This is a genomic window from Comamonas sp. Tr-654, assembly GCF_011752915.1.
Taxonomy (GTDB): Bacteria; Pseudomonadota; Gammaproteobacteria; order Burkholderiales; family Burkholderiaceae_C; genus Comamonas.
In genome coordinates, this window is record NZ_VWWQ01000006.1 from 354,294 (window position 1) to 373,078 (window position 18,785).

Sequence of the window (18,785 nt, forward strand, 5' to 3'; positions counted from 1 at the left end):
GTCAGCGCTGATTGTGCACGCACGTGCGCTTTTGCGCCGTCTTTTTATGGGCTGGCGCAAGCAGGCAAGCCCACCCGGTCCACAATACGGGCGTGAACCATATGCCCCCAGCAAGCCCCGTCGCCAATGCGCCGGCCGGCATCAACCATTACGAAAATTTTCCCGTCGCCTCCTGGCTGTGCCCGCCACGGCTGCGTGCGCCCATCGCCGCCATCTACCACTTTGCGCGCACCGCTGACGACCTGGCCGACGAAGGCGATCAATGCGCAGAGAAGCGCCTGGCTCAGTTGCAGCAATATGCAGCCGACCTGCAGCAGCTGGGCAGCGCCGGCGAAGCCGCCATGCTGATGCGAACTTCCTGGCCCCATATCTTTGGCCCGCTGGCAGTTCAGGTTCAGGCACATCGTCTTCCCAAGCCATTGCTGACCGACCTGCTCAGCGCCTTCGAGCAGGATGTGCGCATGACGGCCGCCCAGGCCCGCTACACCGACATGGCCCAATTGCTGGACTACTGCCGCCGCTCGGCCAACCCGGTCGGCCGCCTGCTGCTGCATCTGTATGGCGTGGTCAACGCCAAGGCACTGATTCAGAGTGACGCCATCTGCACCGCACTGCAGCTGATCAACTTCTGGCAGGACCTGAGCCAGGACTTGCCGCGCCAGCGCCACTACCTGCCGGATGCCGATCTGGCCCGCCACGGCCTGGTGCGCAGTGCCATCAAGCCGGAAGCGGCGGCATTGACGACCGAGCTTCAATCTCTGCTGGGCGAGCTCAACCGCCAGGCCCGCAGCCTGATGAACCATGGCGCGCCTCTGGTGCATCAGTTGCCCGGCCGCACTGGCTGGGAGCTGCGTCTGGTCGTTCAAGGCGGCCTGCGCATACTGGACAGACTGGACGCCATGCAGGGGCGCAACCTCTATCAGCGCATCAAGCTGGGCAAGCTCGATATGGCCGCCATGCTCTGGCAAGCCCTGCGCATGTAAGCGAAGCAGATAGCCCTGACCCCTTTCTGTATATGCGCAGTTCGCTATTAAATTTGAAGTCCAACCAGGTGCATGCCGCGCATTTCACTGTTGTGTCGGCCAACGACCCGCGTCATGGGACAATGCTCCCCCTATGAATCCGGATCAGTACGTCCAAGACAAAGCCGCCTCTTCGGGCAGCAGCTTCTATTACGCCTTTCTCTTCTTGCCCAAGGAGCGCCGCGCCGCCATCACGGCTTTCTATGCCTTCTGCCGCGAAGTGGATGACGTGGTCGACGAGGTCACTGACCCCGGCGTGGCAGCCACCAAGCTGGCCTGGTGGAAGACCGAGGTGCACAAGGCTTTCACCAGCCAGTCCGCTCATCCCGTGATGCAGGCACTGATGCCCCATACCAAGACCTATGGCATCGAAGAGCGCCATCTGCAGGCCGTCATCGAAGGCTGCCAGATGGATCTGGATCAGACCCGCTACCTGGACTTTGCCGGTCTGCAGCGCTACTGCCATCTGGTCGCCGGCGTGGTCGGCGAAGTCGCCGCCCGCATCTTCGGCCAGACCGACGAGCGCACCACCGAATACGCCCACACGCTGGGCCAGGCCCTGCAACTGACCAATATCATCCGCGACGTGGGCGAAGACGCGATGCGCGGTCGTATCTACCTGCCCATCAGCGAGCTGCAGCAGTTCGACGTCAAGGCCCACGAGATCAACAAGCGCGAGTATTCGGATCGCTTCACGGCGCTGATGCGCTTTCAGGCTGAGCGTGCCCACAGCCTTTATGACAAGGCACTGGGTCTGCTGCCCGACGCCGATCGTCACGCACAAAAGCCCGGTCTGATGATGGCCAGCATCTATCGCACCCTGCTGCGCGAAATCGAGTCCGAAAACTTCCAGGTGCTGCACCAGCGCATCAGCCTCACGCCGCTGCGCAAGTTCTGGCTGGTCTGGAAAATGCAGGCACTGGGCCGCATGTAAGCGCGCCATGCAAGTGGCCATCATCGGTGGCGGCTGGGCCGGCATGGCTGCCGCAGTACAGCTTTCGCTGGGCGGCCATCAGCCCACGGTTTTCGAGGCCGGCCGCCAGCTCGGTGGCCGGGCTCGCAATCTGGAACTGCCGGGCGGCACCTTCGCCGACAACGGCCAGCACATCCTGATTGGCGCCTACGCCGAATGCCTTCGGCTCATGCACATCGTGGGCGTGGAGCCGGAACAAGCCCTGCTGCGCAGGCCCCTGGCCATGCGCCATGCCGATGGCAGTGGCCTGAGCTTTCCCGAGCTGCCCGCGCCTCTCGACGCCCTGGTCGGAATTGCCAGCGCCAGCGGCTGGTCGCTGCGCGAACGTGCCGCCCTGCTGGGCCGTGCCCTGAGCTGGCGTGTTCAGGGCTTTCGATGCGCAGATGCTGCAACCGTTGCCGATATCTGCAGCGGTCTACCAAATCGCCTGCTCGATGAATTCATCGAACCGCTTTGCGTGTCGGCCCTCAATCTGCCGGCCGCACAGGCCAGCGGCAGCATCTTCCTGCGCGTGCTGCATGACGCACTGTTCGCAGGCACGGGTGGCTCCCATTTTCTGCTGCCGCGCTGCGGACTCGGCGATCTGTTTCCGAATCCGGCCGCGCAATGGCTGCAAGACCGGGGGCATGCCGTGCATACGGCCAGCCGGATTCAGGAGCTGATCCCCCAAGGCCAGCAATGGCTGCTGCGCAGCTCCCAAGCGGCACTCGAGCCGGCACTGGAACAAGCGCGTTTTGATGCCGTGCTGCTGGCTTGCCCACCTCAGGAAGCAACCCGCCTTGCGCTGCAGGCTGCCGAAGACCTGCGCCTGCCCGCGCGCGACGCAGTGGCTTACCAGCATTGGGCGAAGTGCGCGCTGGCCCTGGAGCACACAGCCATTGCCACAGTCTATGCGCGCAGCAGCCATCGCCTCGCGCCCGCGCTGCCCTGGCTTGCATTGCGACCCGACGCCCAGGCTCCCGCCCAGTTTGTCTTTGACCGTGGCCACCTGCAGCCCGCCGATGGTGCCCAGCAAGGTCTGATGGCGTTTGTCATCAGCGACTGCCGCACAGACCGCGAGACCCTGGAGCGGCAGGTGCTGGAACAAGCCCGGCAACAACTGGGCTGGCAGGACATTCAAGCTGTGCTGACCGTGGTTGAAAAGCGCGCCACATTTGCCTGCAGGCCTAACGTGAAGCGCCCAGGCATAGAGCTAGGCCATGGCCTCTGGGCTTGCGGCGACTATGTGAGCGGACCCTACCCGGCGACGCTAGAAGGTGCGGTGCGTTGCGGGATTACGGCAGCCGACGAGCTGGTCCGCAAGGACCAGGACTGAGCAGCTCTAGAGCAAACCCTATGAGGACAATCCTGATGCTCGGAAGTCCTGCTGCACCATGTTTGACAGCGATTTGACAGCCACAGTTGCAACCATGGCTTGAGAGGCAATCTCTCAGCCGCATAAAGCCAAAAGCAACGGAGACAACATGGCATCCACATTCGACAAGTCCACTCGCGAAATTCTGAGCATCTCGCGCCGCCATCTGCTGACCGGCGCCGGAGCCCTGGCCTGCAGCAGCATGCTGCCCGGCATGGCCCGCGCTGCCGATGACAGCTGGCCCAACCGCCCGATTCGCTTTGTCGTGCCGTTCGCGCCCGGCGGCAGCTCTGAAATCGTGGCCCGCTCCACCGCAGCCGAGCTGTCCAGGACCATCGGTCAGAACGTATTCGTGGACAACAAGCCCGGCGCTGCAGGCAATATCGCCATGCAGGAAGTAGCTCGCGCCGATGACCAGAGCACGGTCATCCTCGGCCATATCGGCACACTGGCCGTCAACCCCTATATTTTTGACAAGCTGCCCTGGGATCCGAAAAAGGACTTTGTGCCCGTGAGCCTGCTGGCCAAGGTGCCAAGCCTCTATGTGGTGCACCCCGATCTGCCCGTCAAGAACATTGCCGATCTGGTGGCCTATGCCAAGAAGAATCCGGGCAAGCTCAGCTACGGCTCGGCCGGCAACGGCAGCGCAGGGCATCTGGCATTCGAATATCTGAAGATGACGGCCGACATCTTCATGCTCCACGTGCCTTATCGCGGCACCGGCCCCATGATGACCGACCTGCTATCGGGTCGTCTTGATGCGGCCTCGGTCGGAGCCGCCGCGCTGCTGCCCTTCATCAAGGCTGGCAAGGTGCGCTGCATCGCCACCGGCTCGACCAAGCGCCTGCCACAACTGCCTGATGTGCCTACCGTGGCCGAGCAGGGTTTTGCGGGCTTCGAGATGACCCAGTGGTACGGAATGCTGGCCCCTTCCAGTCTGCCTCGCGCGCATGTGGACAAGCTGGCTGCAGAATGCGCCAAGGCCGTCAAGGCGCCTGATGCGCTCAAGCGCCTGCAGGGCGACGCCGCCGAACCCATTGGCAGCACGCCAGAGCAGTTTGCCCAGTTCATCAACATTGAGCAGAACCGCTGGCAAAAAGTGCTCAAGCGCGCGCAGGTGAAACCGGGTTGAGCGCCCGGGGCGTCACAGGCTTTCCCTCTTTCTCGTCGCAGGAGGGAAGATCCGCTCGGGCCTTTGGGCCTGGCTGCGGGGCAGGGTTCAGTGGCTCTCTATCCACCACTGGATGATGATTTTGGCGAGATAGCCGACAAAGCCCACGCCCAGACCCAGAAAAATCACAAAGGTGCCGAACTTGCCTGCCTTGGACTGACGCGCCAACTGCAGGATGATGAACACCATGAACAAGATAAAGGCACCCACGCCCCAGGTCAGGAAAAAGTGGGCGATCTGCTCTTCCGTATAACCGAATATCACGACAACCAGGTCCTTACAGCCCTTGCCAGGCCCTGGTCGTGCAGCGCTCAGACGGCTGGCGCCATCGCGTCATCCCTGGCGGGGAATGCAGCGGCATCCACCAGGTCCCGATAGGCATGCCAGCTGGCATGGCCCAGCAGGGGCATCACAACCACCAGCCCCAGCAAATAGCTGCCAAGGCCCAGCAAAGTCAACATCACAATCAGCGCCGCCCACAAGGCCATCGGGCCCGGGTTGGCCAGCACCGCGGACCAACTGGTCAACACGGCCTGGCGCACGGTCACTCGCCTGTCCAGCATCAGCGGCATGGCCACCACGCTGGACGCAAAAATCGGAGCAGCCAGAAAGCTGCCCAAAACCATCCATTGCACAAACAGCTGACCATCCCTGGCCAGCACCACATGCGCAATGAAATCCTGCAGGGTCTGCACGCGCACGGGCGACATCACGGTGATCAGCGATGCTGAAATCAGCACCCAGCCCGTGGCGGCCAGCGCCAGCAAGGCGCCGAACCGAACCATGCACCAGTACCCACCCCGGCCCGTGGCATGGCAGCTCTGCCACTGCGTCCAGGTGCGGCGGATCAGACCCCAGTCTGCCACCTCACCGCGCTCGATGGCCCGGCTGATGGCATAAAGGCTGGTGGCCACCAGCGGCCCCACCACCAGAAAGCCCGACAAGGCTCCTGCCATCAACCAGAAGCGATTGTGCCCCAGGGTCAGGATTGCCGCACCGATCAGGATCAAGGCCAGACCATGCGCCAGACTGATTAACGGAGCCTTAGAAATGTCCTGCAAGGCTCTGGACAGCCACACCAGAGGCCGGCTCCAGGCAATGGTTCGCACAGGTGCCAGCGGAGGCGGCGTGAGAAGGCAGGCAGACAGACAGGTAGGCATAGGCGGTCCTTGTTCGTTGACCCGCAAAGCTCCCGCTCGTCCCGGTCAACGATCTGCCAGCCCCTGACACAACTGCCAAAGGCTGGCGACTGTGACGTGGGGTTCAGGACCCACGCAAGGCCATGCTACCTGCCCACGGTTGAGCCAGACTGCGTGCATACCCGCATCCATGGCGCCCCGGGCATCCAGCTCCGCATCGTCGCCGATGTGCAGCACATGCTCGGGGGCCACGCCGGCAGCATCCGCTGCGGCCTGAAAAAAACGCGTCTCGGGCTTGGCCATGCCGGCTCCGCTGGCAGACAGCGAGGCGCGAAAATGCTCGCCGATACCGACCACATGTACATTCGCGTTGCCATTGGACAGGGCCACAACCGGCCAGCGCTGCGAGAGAAACTGCAGCGCCGGCAAGGCGTCGTCAAACAGTTCGACCCGCTGGCGAGCGGCAAAGAACTCGTCAAAGGCCGGTTCGGCCAGGGCAGGATCGTCGCCTGCGCGGGTCAGCGCCAGCCGGATGGACTCGCGGCGCAAGCCGCTGAGGTCGGCTTTCAGATCCGGGCGCAATGCCACGATTTCATGGCGCAAGGCGCGCACCTTGTCCGTATCTCCCAGGTGCTCGGCCGTACCGGGAGCATGCTGCGCAAGCCACTGCAGCAAAACGGCCTCTGCCTTGGCAATCGTGGGCCAGATGGGCCAGAGCGTGTCATCCAGATCCAGACTGATGGCGCGAATCTGGCCGCTGTGGCGCAGGCGCTGAAGGGTTTCAATGGCAGGGGCTATGGTGTCTTGGGATTGCATGCCCCGAAGAATAGCGGCCCGGCTAATGCCGCAGAGCGGCTGCGCCTATCCGATTAGCTGACACAATTGCGCCATGCCATCACGCTTTGCGCCCGAACCCCGCTTTCGTCACGACCAATCCGCACGCACCGGCATCCTGCTGTGCAACCTGGGCACGCCGGCCGCCCCCACGGCTGCGGCAGTGCGGCCTTATCTGGCGGAGTTTCTCGGTGACGATCGTGTGGTCGAGATTCCCAAGCTCGCCTGGTGGCCGATTCTGCACGGCATCATCCTGCGTACCCGTCCGGCCAAGTCAGCCGCCAAGTACGCCACCGTCTGGCATGAAAAGGACGGCTCCCCGCTGCTGCACTGGACCACACGCCAGGCCACCTTGCTGCGCGGCTGGCTGGGCGAGCGCGGCCACAATGTGCTGGTGCTGCCGGCCATGCGCTACGGCACGCCATCCATTGCGGCCCAGCTGGATGCACTCAAGAAAGACGGCGCGACGCGCATCCTGATTCTGCCGCTGTACCCCCAGTACTCGGGCACGACCACGGCCAGCGTGTTCGACGCCGTCTACGACTGGGCCAGAACCCAGCGCCATATTCCCGAGCTGCGTTTCGTCAACCGCTACCACGACGATGCAGGCTACATCGAAGCGCTGGCGCAGCGCATAGAAGCGCACTGGCGCGGCCATGGTCGCGGGGAAAAGCTGGTCATGAGCTTTCATGGAGTGCCAGAACGCACCCTGCATCTGGGCGACCCCTATCACTGCGAATCGCACAAGACGGCACGCCTGCTGGCCGAGCGACTCAAGCTCGCCAGCGACCAGTATCTGGTGACCTTCCAGTCGCGCTTTGGCAAGGCCAAATGGCTGGAGCCCTATACCGAGCCATCGCTGATTGCCATGGCCCAGGCCGGCACCCGGCGCGTCGATGTGGTCTGCCCCGGCTTTACCAGCGACTGCCTGGAGACGCTGGAGGAAATCAAGCAGGAGGCACGCGAAGCCTTTATGCATGCAGGCGGCCAGCAGTTCGAATACATAGACTGCCTCAACGACAGCGCACCCTGGATCACCGCGCTCAGCGATATTGCCCAGCAGCATATGCAAGGCTGGCCCACTGGGCGCGAGGAGGATGCCGAGCTCAAGGCCCGCGCCCAGCACGCCAAGGCGGCGGGCGCACCACAGTAGAGGGCCACCCTGCGAACTGGCACGGCATGTGCTGCCTCCGGCTGCATGCATATTCACGCCCGCTCCATTCGCTATTTCGACATGATTCGCCGTTGCGGCTCCATACGCGAGGCCGCACGCCATCTGCATGTGGCTTCGTCGGCAGTCAACCGCCAGTTGCTGCAGCTTGAGGACGAAATCGGCAGCCCGCTGTTCGAGCGCCTGAGCTCGGGCCTGCGGCTCACCGCCGCCGGCGAAGTGTTTTCGCGCCATGTGATCACGGTGCTGCAGGACGAACACCGCCTCAGTACCGAGTTGGAGCTGCTGCGCGGCGTGCGTCGCGGCTCGGTCAGCGTGGCCGCCGTGGAAGGTCTAAACGCAGACCTGATGCCGGCCGTGCTCACGCAGATGCACAGGCGCTATCCCACGATTCAGATTCATGTGCGCACCTGCGGCTCCCAGCAGGCAGCACAGGCCGTGATTCAGGGCGATGCGGACGTGGGCATAGGCTTTTCGGTCAAGCGCCACGACAATCTGCGCCAGTGCACCATGGGCCGCTTTGCGCTGGGTGCCATCGTGCCGCCCAAACACCCGATTGCCCAGCTGGAGCGCGTGGACTTTGCGCAATGCGCAACCTTTCCGCTGATTCTGCCCACGCCCGAACTCTCCATGCACGACTTGCTGCAACCCTTGCTGGCGCACCACAAGCGTGCATTGCAGGTGTTGCTGGAAACCTCGTCCATCGAGCTGGCCAAGAGTCTTGCCGAACGCGGCGTGGGCATTTTCTTCCAGAGCCGCCTGGGGCTGGAGCGCGAACTGCGCGAAGGCCGGCTGGTCCATGTGCCGCTGGATACCCCCACCACGCTGTACTCCGAACTCGGCGTCTATGTGCGTGCAGGACGCACGCTGCCATCGGCACTCGACGCCTTCAACCGCATCGCGGCCGATGCCATAGAAAGCCGCGAGGACGAGGAAAGTGTCGCCCTGCGTGAATGGGTGGCACGCACGCAGACCGCCGCTGCGGCGGCTTCCGCCAGGAGCTGAACTCGCCCCCGGCCTGTAACTGCACCGGCATTGTGCGCATCATTTCAGGAAAATGCACCAATGCCGTGCAACGCTTTACCTACAAGCGATTAGCGCTCACATTTTTAGATCACCCCGCAGCAAAAGCTGCGCTATCCAGCACGGGTTGCGCTTTCTAAACTGACTCCAGTTCTTCAGTTTCTGGAAGCCATTTGTGAGCACCCCTGCCCTCCCCCTCATCGACATCAGCGGCCTGCGCAGCCATGACCCTGTGGATCAGCACCTGGTGGCCGAGCAACTGCGCCAGGCTTGCGAACAGCGCGGCTTCTTCTATATCACCGGCCACGGCATAGACCCGGCGCTGATCAGCAGCCTGTTTGCCGCCAGCCAGCGCTTCTTTGACCTGCCCATGACCGAAAAGCTGGCCGTGGACAAAAAGCTCTCCCGCTGCAATCGCGGCTATGAGCCGCTGCGCGCCCAGACGCTGGAGAGCGGCGCGCCGCCCGATCTCAAGGAAAGCTTTTACGCCGGTGCCGAGGTCGCGGCCAACGATGCGCGCGTGCTGGCCGGCCGCTTCAATACCGGCCCCAACCAATGGCCCGAAACCCTGCCTGACTTCCGCGCCGTGATGCAGAACTATTACCAGGCCGCCCATGGCCTGGGCGCGACCATTGTGCGCGGCCTGGCCTTGTCCCTGGGCGTGCCGGTCAGCCACTTCGACGGCTATCTCAAGGAGGCCGCCGCGACCCTGCGCCTGCTGCATTACCCGCCCCAGCCTGCCAACCCTGAACCCGGCGAGAAAGGCTGCGGCGAGCACACGGACTTCGGCGGCGTGACCTTGCTGCTGCAGGACGAGGCCGGCGGCCTGCAGGTCTGGGACAAGGACCTCGGCAGCTGGATCGACGCGCCCCCCGTGCCTGGCGCCTTCGTCGTCAACATCGGCGATCTGTTCGCGCGCTGGACCAATGACCGCTATGTCTCCACCTTGCACCGGGTCATCAATGTCTCGGGGCGCGAACGCTATTCCGTGCCCTTTTTCTTCACGGGCAACCCGCTGCACAAGGTGGAATGCATTCCCACCTGCCTGGACGAGGGCGAACAGCCCAGATACCCGGCCGTCACGGTGGAGCAGCACCAGATCGAATGCTATCGCCGCACCTACGGTTGACGGAGACCACGATGACAAGCTCACGCAATATGGTGCTGATCCACGGGGCCTGGCAAGGCAGCTGGGCTTTTGCAGCCTGGACGCCGCTGCTGCAAGCCCGAGGCTGGAAGGTGCTTGCCGTCAATCTGCCGGGCAACGATGCCGCCGCCGAAGACGACAGCTGCGCCAATCTCGACGGCTACACCGCCCATGTGCTGCGCGTGCTGGAGTCGCTGGACGGCCCTGCCGTGGTGGTCGGTCACAGCGGTGGCGGCATGACGGCGTCTCAAGTCGCTCAGGCCGCCCCCGAGCGGGTCAGCGCCCTGGTCTACCTGGCCGGAATGATGCTGCCCAGCGGCATGAGCTATGGCGATGTGATCGCGCAATGCCGCGCTGCCGATCCGGGCTTTGACTACCAGGGCATAGGCCCGCATCTGGCCTGGAACGAGCAGCGCAATGCCAGCAGCGTGCCGCTGGAAACCGCCATAGCCTTGTTCCTGCATGACTGCCCTCCGACCGCAGCACTCAAGGCGGCCAGCCGTCTCTGCGTCCAGCCCGAATCGGGCCGGGCCATGGTGAACCGGCTCAGCGCCGAGTGTTTTGGCCGGGTGCCACGTATCTATGTGGAATGTCGTCAGGACCGCTCCGTGACGCTGCCGCTACAGCAGCGCATGCAGCAGCTCACGCCGGGCGCCAGACGCATCAGCCTCGATTGCGGCCATGTGCCCCAACTGGCCTGCCCCGAGGCCCTTAGCGACGCCTTGCTGCCAGCTCTAGATGAAATTCAATCGAAGCCGTTTATGAGCTTGCGCATGCCGCTCATCAATGTATAGCAACCAATTGCCCCGAACTTGCATTCTTCAGGAGTTATTCATGACGCGCCCCACTACCTACTTCAAACGCTCCGCCCTTTTCGCCATGCTCGTCGCCTGTGGCGCAGCGGCCCAGGCTGCCGACAAGCTCACGGTGCAGCTCGACTGGCTGCCCGGGGGCGACAAGTCCTTTGTCTATGTCGGCGTGCAGCAAGGCTTTTTCAAAGACGAAGGCCTGGACGTGAAGATCGTTCCCGGCCGGGGCTCGGCCGATGCCGTGACCAAGGTGGCCTCTGGCTCTGCCGATGTGGGTTTTGGCGGCATCTCGGCGCTGATGATGGCCGCAGCCGAAGGCAGGATTCCCGTCAAGGCCGTGATGTCGCTGTATTCCAAACAGCCCGATGCACTGTTCACGCGCGCCGACAGCAAGATCAGGAACCTGAAGGACATGGAAGGCAAGACGGTGGCCATGCCCACCTTCTCCTCGTCGAATGCCCTGTGGCCCATCGTGCTGCAGAAGAACGGCGTGGACGCCAACAAGATCAAGGTCATCAAGTCGGACCCGGCCACGCTGGCTCCCATGCTGGCCCAGGGCCGCGTGGACGCGACCATCAACTGGGTGACCGTGGCTCCGGCCTTCGGCGCCGTGCTCAAGCAGGCCAGCAAGGAGCTGTCGGTCTTGCCCTGGACGCAGTTCGGTCTGGACGGCTATGGCTGGTCCGTCATGGCCAGCGACAAGACCATCAAGGAACGCCCTGAAGTGCTCAAGCGCTACGTGCGGGCACTGGGCAAGTCGCTGGAGTTCTCCATCCAGAACCCGCAAAAGGCGGCCGAGTCGCTGAAGGCCCAGGTGCCCGAAGCCGACACTGCCGTGGTCAAGGCCGAATTTGAAGCCTCCATCCCGCTGCTCAGGAACGAGATCAGCCAGCGCGACGGCCTGGGCAAATTCGAGCCCCGGCTGCTGGCCGCCACCTGGGGCTGGGTGGCCCAGTCCATGAGTTACGACCTCAAGAAGGTCGACCCGGAAACGCTGGTGGATCGCCGCTTTCTGAGCCAGTAAATCCCATGCGAGGGCGGCGCAGCGCCGCCCGCGCGCTCCCGCCCTTGTTCTTTCCTTGATCGCCTGCCATGCAATACGTAATCGATCTGAACGCGGTCACCCAGACCTTTGTCTCCAGCGATGGCAGCCCTGTCACGGCCCTGCAGGGCGTGGACTTGCATCTGCGCCGCCACGAATTCGTCTCGTTGATCGGCCCCTCGGGCTGTGGCAAGTCCACCATATTGCGCCTGATTGCAGGTCTGATCCGCCCCAGCAGCGGCGAGGTACGCATCTTCGATCTGCCCGTGACCGAACCACGCGACGAGATCGGCATGGTGTTCCAGAAGCCGACGCTGCTGCCCTGGCTCTCGGTGCTGGACAACATCACCTTCCCCATGCGCCACAAATACGGCCATGTGGAAATGAAGGAAGAGGCCCGAGCCCAGCAGTTGCTGGAGATGATCGGTCTCAGGGACTTCGGTCACAAGCGGCCCCACGAACTCTCGGGCGGCATGCAGCAGCGCGTCGCGATTGCACGCTCCTTGCTCCATGACCCGGACATCCTGCTGATGGACGAGCCCTTTTCGGCGCTGGACGCACTCACACGCGACGAAATGAGCCTGGAGCTGCTGCGCATCTGGAACGAGCGCCCCAAGACCGTGGTCTTTGTGACCCACTCCATCCAGGAGGCCTTGCTGCTGTCCGACCGCATCGTGGTCATGAGCGCCCGCCCGGGCCGTGTGGCCGACATCATCGATGTGCCGCTGGCACGACCGCGCAGCATGGCTACTCTGGCCGATCCCGTGTTCACCGAAATGGCCAACCAGATTCGTCTCCAGGTCTTCAGCAAACACCCCGCACACGCCTGAAGATCCTTCCGCAGCCCCAAGAGGCCCCCTATGTCTGCCCTCCTACAACGCCATGCTTCGCTGCTGGTATTCCTCGCCGTCCTGCTGTTCTGGGAATGCGCCTGCCGCCTGGCGCATATCCCGGAGTACATTTTTCCCGCTCCCAGCCAGATCTGGCTGGCTGCTGCCGAGATGGGGCTGCAGCGCTGGCTGGAGCATGTCACTGCCACCCTGCAGGTCGCGCTCATAGGCTATGCGCTGGCGATCGTACTGGCCATTCCGCTGGCCATCGCCATCACGCGATCGCAGCTGCTCTCGAAAATCATCATGCCCTGGCTGGTGGTGATCCAGTCCACCCCCATCGTGGCCGTCGCACCCATCATCGTCGTCACGCTGGGTGCAGGCCTGCTGCCCCGCGTGGTCATCACCACGCTGATTGCCTTTTTCCCGCTGGTGGTTTCCACGGCCCTGGGCCTGGCGTCGGTGCCCGCAGAGCTGGTGGAGCTGTCGCGCTCGCTGCGCGCCACCACCAGCCGCCAATACTGGCAAATTCGCATGCCGTTTGCCGTGCCCTATGTGTTTTCAGCCCTCAAGGTCTCCATCACGCTGGCCATTGTGGGCGCCGTGGTTGCCGAGTTCGTGGCTGCGGAAAAAGGCCTGGGCTATCTGATTCTGTTTGCCACCTCCTCCTTCAAGGTACCCGTGGCCTTTGCCGCACTGGCACTGCTGGTGCTGTGCAGCCTGCTGCTCTATGGTGGCGTACAGCAGTTGCACAAGCGCCTCTTTCCCTGGAGCCAGATCACTCCAGCCTGATCAACAAAAGGACCGCCACCATGACAGACCAAAACTTCCCCCCTCAGGGCCTGACGCCCTCTGCCGAACAAATCCAGCGCAATCTGCGTCGCGCGCAGACCGTGGCCCAGCGCGCCACCCAGATGGGCCACCACCCCTTCGGCGCCGTGCTGGTGGGTCCCGACCAGGAGACCGTGCTCATGGAGCAATGCAATATCGACACCGTCAACCACGCGGAGTCGACCTTGGCGCGCATGGCGGCCACCAACTACACGGCCGAGTTTCTGTGGGGCTGCACGCTCTACACCAATGTAGAGCCCTGCTGCATGTGCGCCGGTACGGCCTACTGGGCCAATATCGGTCGCATCGTGTTCGGCATGACCGAGCACCGCCTGCTGGAATGCACGGGCAGCCATGGCGAGAACCCGACCATGAGTGTCTCGTCGCGCTATGTCTTCGACCATTGCCAGAAGGCCGTGGAGCTAATCGGCCCCGTACCCGAGATGGAGGCCGAGATCGCCGCCCAGCAGCAAGCATTCTGGGCGCAGCGCTGAGGATCAAGCCAGCAGGAGGCTGCCATGCTGCTCACCCACCCCTCGTCACCCCAGGCCGCGCAGGCCCTGGCCCGCAAGCTCGGCAATGCCGCCTGCTTCATCGCCGGGGGCACGCTGCTGCAGCAATCATGGGCAGAGCCTCGCCTGGCGCCGTCGGCCACACATTTCATCAATGTGATGCACTGGCCCGAGATGCAGCAGATCAGCCTCGGCCCCCAATATCTGCACATCGGTGCAGGCATGCGGCTGGAGGCCGTCCGCCGTCACCCCTGGGTGCAGCAGCACGCCCCCGTGCTCGTCCAGGCCCTGGATCAGCTAGGAGCCATGGGAATACGCCGCCTGGGAACCCTGGGCGGCAATGTAGGCTGGGGCGAAGGCGACTGCTGCCCGGTATTGCTGGCTATGGATGCGCAGGTCGAGTTGACGGACGGCAATCTGCAGTCGCTCGCGCAAACGCTCAAGCTCATGGACCGGCCTCTGATGCTGTCGTTCCTGCTGCCGCGCAGCGATGTGACGGAGCCCCGGCCACTGGTGTTCGAGAAGGTCGGCTATCGCGCGGCATTCTCCCCTGCGCGCCTGCGCATGGCCTTGCGCTGGAGTGATGCACAAAAGCGCCTGAGCCTGGACCGCATTGCAGTGGCAGCCCCGGGCATAGGCGTGCACCGCCTGCAAGCCACGGAAAAGCTGCTGAGCTATGCGCAGGAGCTGCAGATCCGTCCCTCCCTCGGCGATATACGCACCACCTGCGAGCAAAGCCTGCCTCTCGATCTGGCCCGGATCGCCAGCCGCCTGATTGCCGGACATTGCGGGCTGCTGGCCTGAACCATCATGGAATTCCACACCCCTCATCACATCCGCGATCTGGGCCTGGAGGCTTTGCCGATCCGGCCCGATGCCAGGGCCAAGCTCGGCGGCAACCCGGGCTTTCTGAGCGACCGCATTCAGCCGGGTCAGCTGCGCGGAGCGATTCTCGGCAGCCCTCATCCCCATGCGCGCATTCTCCGTATCGATACCAGCGCCGCCCAAGCCCTGCCAGGCGTCCATGCCGTGGTCACCCATGCCGATATCCCCGGCATCAAGCACTATGGCTTGCGCAAGGTGGACCGGCCCGTGCTCTGCATCGACAAGGTACGCCATGTGGGTGACCCGGTCGCCGCCGTTGCGGCCGTGGACATGGAGACGGCGCGGCAGGCTCTGGCGCTGATCCGGGTTGACTACGACCCCCTGCCCCCGGTCTGCGACCCGGTCGCCGCCCTTGACGACACGGCGGCCTCCGAGCAGGCGGTCCATCAGGACGGCAATCTGCTGCATGCCGCCAGCCACCGCCAGGGCGACATGTCTGCTGCCCGGGCAGGCACAGTGCACCGGGTACAGGACAGCTATGTCACGCCACGCCAGATGCATGCCTTTCTCGAGACCGAAGGCGGTGTGGCCGAGCCCGATGGCGCGGGCGGCCTGCGCCTGTTCTTCGGCGGCCACAACCCCGCGCGGGAAAAGCAGGTCATCGCCGACATGCTGGGCCTGCCGCACGACAGGGTTCATGCCGTAGGCACGCCCGTGGGTGGCTCCTATGGCGGCAAGGACGAGCTGACGATTCAACCCATCGCTGCCCTGCTGGCCTGGAGGGCGCAGCGCCCCGTGCGCTTGCACCTGACACGTCCGCAGTCCGTGGATCTGGGCGTCAAGCGCCATCCCATGCAGATCGACATGCAGACCGGCTGCGATGCACAGGGCCGGCTCACCTATCACCAGGTGCAGATAGTGGCAGACACCGGGGCCTATGCCACGCATGGCCCCGAGGTGCTGGATGCCGCGCTCGAGCATGCCCCCGGCCCCTACCGGTATCAGGCACTGGACCTCAGCGCCAGCCTTGCCTATACGAACAACGGCATCGCCGGTGCGTTCCGCGGCTTCGGCGCCGTGCAGGTGCAATTTGCACTCGAGCAGCAGATGGACAGACTGGCTGCACTGGTCGGCATGACAGCTGACGCGTTTCGCGCCCTCAATCTCGCCGCTCCCGAGGCACCCGGCCCGCTGGGACAGCATGTCGTGCCGTTTGACGGCCCCCAGCGCGCACTCGATGTCGCCCGCCAGCAAGCGCTGTGGCGCGGGCCGCATCGCTGGGTCAGCGCGGGCGGCCGCCATCTGCACGGCGTGGGCCTCACGCTGATCCATCGCAGCGATGGATTTGGCAAGGGAGGCCCCAGTGACTGCCGCATGGAGCTGGCCCTGGCCGCCGACGGAGCGATCGAGCTGCGCTGCGGCTTTACCGAGCTGGGACAGAACCTGGTCGGAACCATACAGAGCCTGGGCTCGCAGCACCTGGGCTGTGCAGCCGACGCGATCCGGCCGGTGCTGGGCGATACCCGGCTGACGCCCGACTCTGGCCCGGTGGCCGCCTCGCGCGCCACCACGCTGGTATGGCGCGCCTTGCACGAAGCGGCCCGGCCCTGGCAGCAAGCCTTGCTCCTGGCCGCCGCAAGACTGCTGCCAGATATCCCTCTGCGCTGCGGCGCATGGGGCCTGGAAAGCGCTGCGGGCCTGTGCCTGAGCTACGCCGATCTGGCAAGGGCATCGGGCGAACAAGCGCCCTGTATCTCCATCGACCTGCGCGCAGAGGACCCGGAGGGCAACGCGCATGACACCCACTTCGTCTTCGGAGCCTGCGCTGCCATTGCCCAGGTACGCGTCGACACCTGGAGCGGCATGGTCCAGGTGCAGCGGCTGGTGATGTGCACGGCGCTGGGCCCTGTGGCATCGGCCCAGGGCTATCTGGGCCAGATGGAGGGCGGCGCCCTCATGGGCCTGGCCATGGGCACGCAGGAGGAGCTGGCTTGCCTGGACGGCCACTACCAGGCACGCAATCTCGACGGCTATCTGATCCCCACGCTGGCCGATGCCCCTGAAATGCAGGTGCTGGCGATCGAGAACCTTCCCGAGGGCGACCCCATAGGCCCGCGCGGAGCCGGCGAGATCAGCGTCAACCTGGCCCTGCCCGCAGTGGCCAATGCCCTGGCTGCCGCACTGCAGCAACCCATCACGCAACTGCCCATGACCCCGGAGCGCGTGATCGCGCTGCTGGAAGCAGGCACGGAGTCCTCCACACCATGACGACGACCCACATCCAGGAGCCCGGCGGCAAGCCAGCCGCAGCCAGCGCAAAGGAGGCCTCGGCTTTTGTGCTGCAGCTGAATCTGAACGGCCAGCCGGTCAGCGCAAGCTGCAGCCCCGATACCCGGCTGCTGACCTTGCTGCGCGAGCACTGGTACCTCACCGGGGCCAAACCCGGCTGCGAAGTGGGACGCTGTGGCGCCTGCATGGTCTGGCTCGACGGCGAGCCCGCGAATGCCTGCCTGCTGATGGCCTATCAGATCCAGGGCAAGACCGTGCGCACCATCGAGTCCGTGGCACAGGACAGCGCCAGCGAACCCGTGCGCGACGCGCTGGCGCGCTGCGGCGGCGTGCAATGCGGCTATTGCACCTCCGGCATGGTCATGAGCATGAGCTGGCTGCACCAGCAGCAGCCCCGCCCCACAGCCGCCGAGGCCGAGGCCCAGATGCGCGGAAACCTATGTCGCTGTACGGGCTATGGAGGTATCCGGCGGGCAGTGCAGGAGCTGTTTCCATCCGGGCAAAGCGCATGATTGCTCAAGAGTAATAGCAGCAATCGATTACTCACAAAGTGACTCAGCCACTTTCAATCACATTTATCAAAAGCTACGCTGTTTGCACGCCGGTTCATGACCCCAGGCAATAAGCAGACAAGTTTTTCTTGGTTGGCCCTGTCGCGGCAAGGCCGGACAATAGAGGCCCTGGGCATAGCCATGCCCCTGACGAATCGGCTTTGCCGACTCCTGCCATGAAAAACTCTCTGACACGCTATGCACTGGGTCTGGGCTTGAGCCTGGGCTCCAGCAGTTGGGCACTCGCGGCCCAACCCCTGCTCAACCCCGAACAGCTTCAGCCACTGCTGCAGCAGGCCGATGTGCGCCTCATCGATATCCGCGACCCCAAAGCCTTCGAGGCCGGCCATATCGCCCAGGCTGCCAACGCCCCCTACGGCAAATGGCGCGGCCCAGCCACCAATCCCGGCGAGCTGCCCGACCAGGCCAAGCTGGTGGCGCTGGTCCAGTCCCTGGGCCTGACGCCAGACACGCATGCCATCGTGATCTCCAGCGGTGCCGATGCCACGGACTTCGGTGCCGCAGCGCGTGTGTACTGGACGCTCAAGAGCCTTGGCCTCAAGGAGCTGTCCATCGTCAACGGCGGCATGAAGGCCTGGGAGGGTGCAGGCAAGCCCCTGGACAAGACCCAGGTGCAGATTGCTCCCAGCAGCTACGCTCCGACTTTTGACGCCAACTGGCTGGCCACCCAGCAGGACGTGGGCAAGCATATCGACCTCTCCAATGCGGCCCTGGTGGACTCGCGCCCCGACGCCTTCTATCTGGGCAAGACCCGCGCACCCGCTGCCAAGCTCTCAGGCACCTTGCCCGGCGCCCAGCAACTGGATTTCAATCAATGGTTTGTGCCCGGTACCTCACGGTTCGTGGATGCAGCCAAAGCCAGGGAAATCGCTGCCAAGGTCCAGCGCCCGCAAGGCCAGGACATGGTCGCCTTCTGCAACACCGGTCACTGGGCAGCCACCGACTGGTTCGGCCTCTCCGAAATGGCAGGCCTGCCCAATGTGAAGCTGTATGCGGGCTCCATGGTGGACTGGACACAATCCAAGGACGCGCCGCGCATGGCCAACCAGCCGGGCCGCGCCCAGTCATTGGCCTATGACGCCCAAAAATGGTGGGAAAAAACTTTTAAATGACTCCCCTGAGTCGCTTCGCGCCTTCCCCAAGCCGGGCGCCCCCAAGGGGACAACAACTTCGCTGCAGGGCAGCCTTTGCTCGTTGTCTCTGATCTGGGTGCATGCCCTTTGCGGAAAGTGCGTCGCAGT

19 protein-coding genes are annotated in these 18,785 nt (G+C 64.2%); 16 read left to right on the top strand and 3 right to left on the bottom strand.

The window, feature by feature from the left end:
* Nucleotides 1–101 precede the first annotated feature (101 nt).
* The 4 genes from hpnC to F3J24_RS19690 all read left to right on the top strand — a co-directional run bounded on the left by hpnC (nucleotide 102) and on the right by F3J24_RS19690 (nucleotide 4,481).
* Nucleotides 102–983 (top strand): squalene synthase HpnC, encoded by an 882-nt coding sequence (gene hpnC, locus F3J24_RS19675; RefSeq protein ID WP_167009978.1) that lies wholly within the window; start codon nucleotides 102–104, stop codon nucleotides 981–983.
* Nucleotides 984–1,116: 133 nt separating this feature from the next.
* Nucleotides 1,117–1,956 (top strand): presqualene diphosphate synthase HpnD, encoded by an 840-nt coding sequence (gene hpnD, locus F3J24_RS19680; protein WP_167009877.1) that lies wholly within the window; start codon nucleotides 1,117–1,119, stop codon nucleotides 1,954–1,956.
* A 7-nt stretch (nucleotides 1,957–1,963) separates the two neighbouring features.
* The gene (gene hpnE, locus F3J24_RS19685) at nucleotides 1,964–3,310 is read left to right on the top strand and encodes a hydroxysqualene dehydroxylase HpnE (protein ID WP_167009879.1); all 1,347 of its coding nucleotides are present in this window, start codon (nucleotides 1,964–1,966) and stop codon (nucleotides 3,308–3,310) included.
* 148 nt (nucleotides 3,311–3,458) lie between these two features.
* Nucleotides 3,459–4,481 (top strand): tripartite tricarboxylate transporter substrate binding protein, encoded by a 1,023-nt coding sequence (locus tag F3J24_RS19690; protein WP_167009881.1) that lies wholly within the window; start codon nucleotides 3,459–3,461, stop codon nucleotides 4,479–4,481.
* Nucleotides 4,482–4,568: 87 nt separating this feature from the next.
* On the opposite strand, the gene F3J24_RS19695 is transcribed toward F3J24_RS19690, so the two are convergent.
* Genes F3J24_RS19695 through F3J24_RS19705 form a run of 3 tightly spaced genes read right to left on the bottom strand, consistent with a single transcriptional unit; the run spans nucleotide 4,569 to nucleotide 6,475 of the window.
* Nucleotides 4,569–4,784: a DUF2788 domain-containing protein gene (locus tag F3J24_RS19695; protein WP_003057514.1), complete on the bottom strand. Its 216-nt coding sequence runs from the start codon at nucleotides 4,782–4,784 to the stop codon at nucleotides 4,569–4,571.
* A gap of 47 nt (nucleotides 4,785–4,831) precedes the next feature.
* Complete coding sequence (locus F3J24_RS19700; RefSeq protein WP_167009883.1) at nucleotides 4,832–5,680, bottom strand: DUF2189 domain-containing protein; 849 nt, start codon at nucleotides 5,678–5,680, stop codon at nucleotides 4,832–4,834.
* A gap of 45 nt (nucleotides 5,681–5,725) precedes the next feature.
* The gene (locus tag F3J24_RS19705; RefSeq protein WP_167009885.1) at nucleotides 5,726–6,475 is read right to left on the bottom strand and encodes an HAD family hydrolase; all 750 of its coding nucleotides are present in this window, start codon (nucleotides 6,473–6,475) and stop codon (nucleotides 5,726–5,728) included.
* A gap of 73 nt (nucleotides 6,476–6,548) precedes the next feature.
* On the opposite strand from F3J24_RS19705, the gene hemH reads away from it, so the two are divergent.
* From hemH to F3J24_RS19765, 12 genes are all read left to right on the top strand, one after another.
* Complete coding sequence (gene hemH / locus F3J24_RS19710) at nucleotides 6,549–7,646, top strand: ferrochelatase (protein ID WP_167009887.1); 1,098 nt, start codon at nucleotides 6,549–6,551, stop codon at nucleotides 7,644–7,646.
* A 45-nt stretch (nucleotides 7,647–7,691) separates the two neighbouring features.
* Nucleotides 7,692–8,669 carry a LysR family transcriptional regulator gene (locus tag F3J24_RS19715; RefSeq protein WP_003057523.1) on the top strand — a complete coding sequence of 326 codons (978 nt, stop codon included), beginning with the start codon at nucleotides 7,692–7,694 and terminating at the stop codon, nucleotides 8,667–8,669.
* 193 nt (nucleotides 8,670–8,862) lie between these two features.
* Entirely contained in the window at nucleotides 8,863–9,816 is a 954-nt protein-coding gene (locus tag F3J24_RS25195) for an isopenicillin N synthase family oxygenase (RefSeq protein WP_167009889.1), read from the top strand.
* An 11-nt stretch (nucleotides 9,817–9,827) separates the two neighbouring features.
* On the top strand, nucleotides 9,828–10,628 hold the full coding sequence (locus F3J24_RS19725) for an alpha/beta fold hydrolase (RefSeq protein ID WP_167009891.1): 801 nt from the start codon (nucleotides 9,828–9,830) through the stop codon (nucleotides 10,626–10,628).
* 40 nt (nucleotides 10,629–10,668) lie between these two features.
* Entirely contained in the window at nucleotides 10,669–11,667 is a 999-nt protein-coding gene (locus F3J24_RS19730) for an ABC transporter substrate-binding protein (RefSeq protein ID WP_167009893.1), read from the top strand.
* A gap of 68 nt (nucleotides 11,668–11,735) precedes the next feature.
* Nucleotides 11,736–12,515 (top strand): ABC transporter ATP-binding protein, encoded by a 780-nt coding sequence (locus F3J24_RS19735; RefSeq protein WP_167009895.1) that lies wholly within the window; start codon nucleotides 11,736–11,738, stop codon nucleotides 12,513–12,515.
* A gap of 30 nt (nucleotides 12,516–12,545) precedes the next feature.
* Nucleotides 12,546–13,307 (top strand): ABC transporter permease, encoded by a 762-nt coding sequence (locus F3J24_RS19740; RefSeq protein ID WP_167009897.1) that lies wholly within the window; start codon nucleotides 12,546–12,548, stop codon nucleotides 13,305–13,307.
* A gap of 20 nt (nucleotides 13,308–13,327) precedes the next feature.
* Nucleotides 13,328–13,840, top strand: coding sequence for a nucleoside deaminase (locus F3J24_RS19745; RefSeq protein ID WP_167009899.1), 513 nt, complete (start codon nucleotides 13,328–13,330; stop codon nucleotides 13,838–13,840).
* Nucleotides 13,841–13,864: 24 nt separating this feature from the next.
* On the top strand, nucleotides 13,865–14,662 hold the full coding sequence (locus tag F3J24_RS19750) for a xanthine dehydrogenase family protein subunit M (RefSeq protein ID WP_167009901.1): 798 nt from the start codon (nucleotides 13,865–13,867) through the stop codon (nucleotides 14,660–14,662).
* Between the two features lie 6 nt (nucleotides 14,663–14,668).
* On the top strand, nucleotides 14,669–16,951 hold the full coding sequence (locus F3J24_RS19755) for a xanthine dehydrogenase family protein molybdopterin-binding subunit (protein ID WP_167009903.1): 2,283 nt from the start codon (nucleotides 14,669–14,671) through the stop codon (nucleotides 16,949–16,951).
* Complete coding sequence (locus tag F3J24_RS19760) at nucleotides 16,948–17,484, top strand: (2Fe-2S)-binding protein (RefSeq protein WP_167009905.1); 537 nt, start codon at nucleotides 16,948–16,950, stop codon at nucleotides 17,482–17,484. The genes F3J24_RS19755 and F3J24_RS19760 overlap by 4 nt, the downstream gene beginning before the upstream one ends.
* A 215-nt stretch (nucleotides 17,485–17,699) precedes the next feature.
* Complete coding sequence (locus F3J24_RS19765; RefSeq protein ID WP_167009907.1) at nucleotides 17,700–18,656, top strand: sulfurtransferase; 957 nt, start codon at nucleotides 17,700–17,702, stop codon at nucleotides 18,654–18,656.
* Nucleotides 18,657–18,785 lie beyond the last annotated feature (129 nt).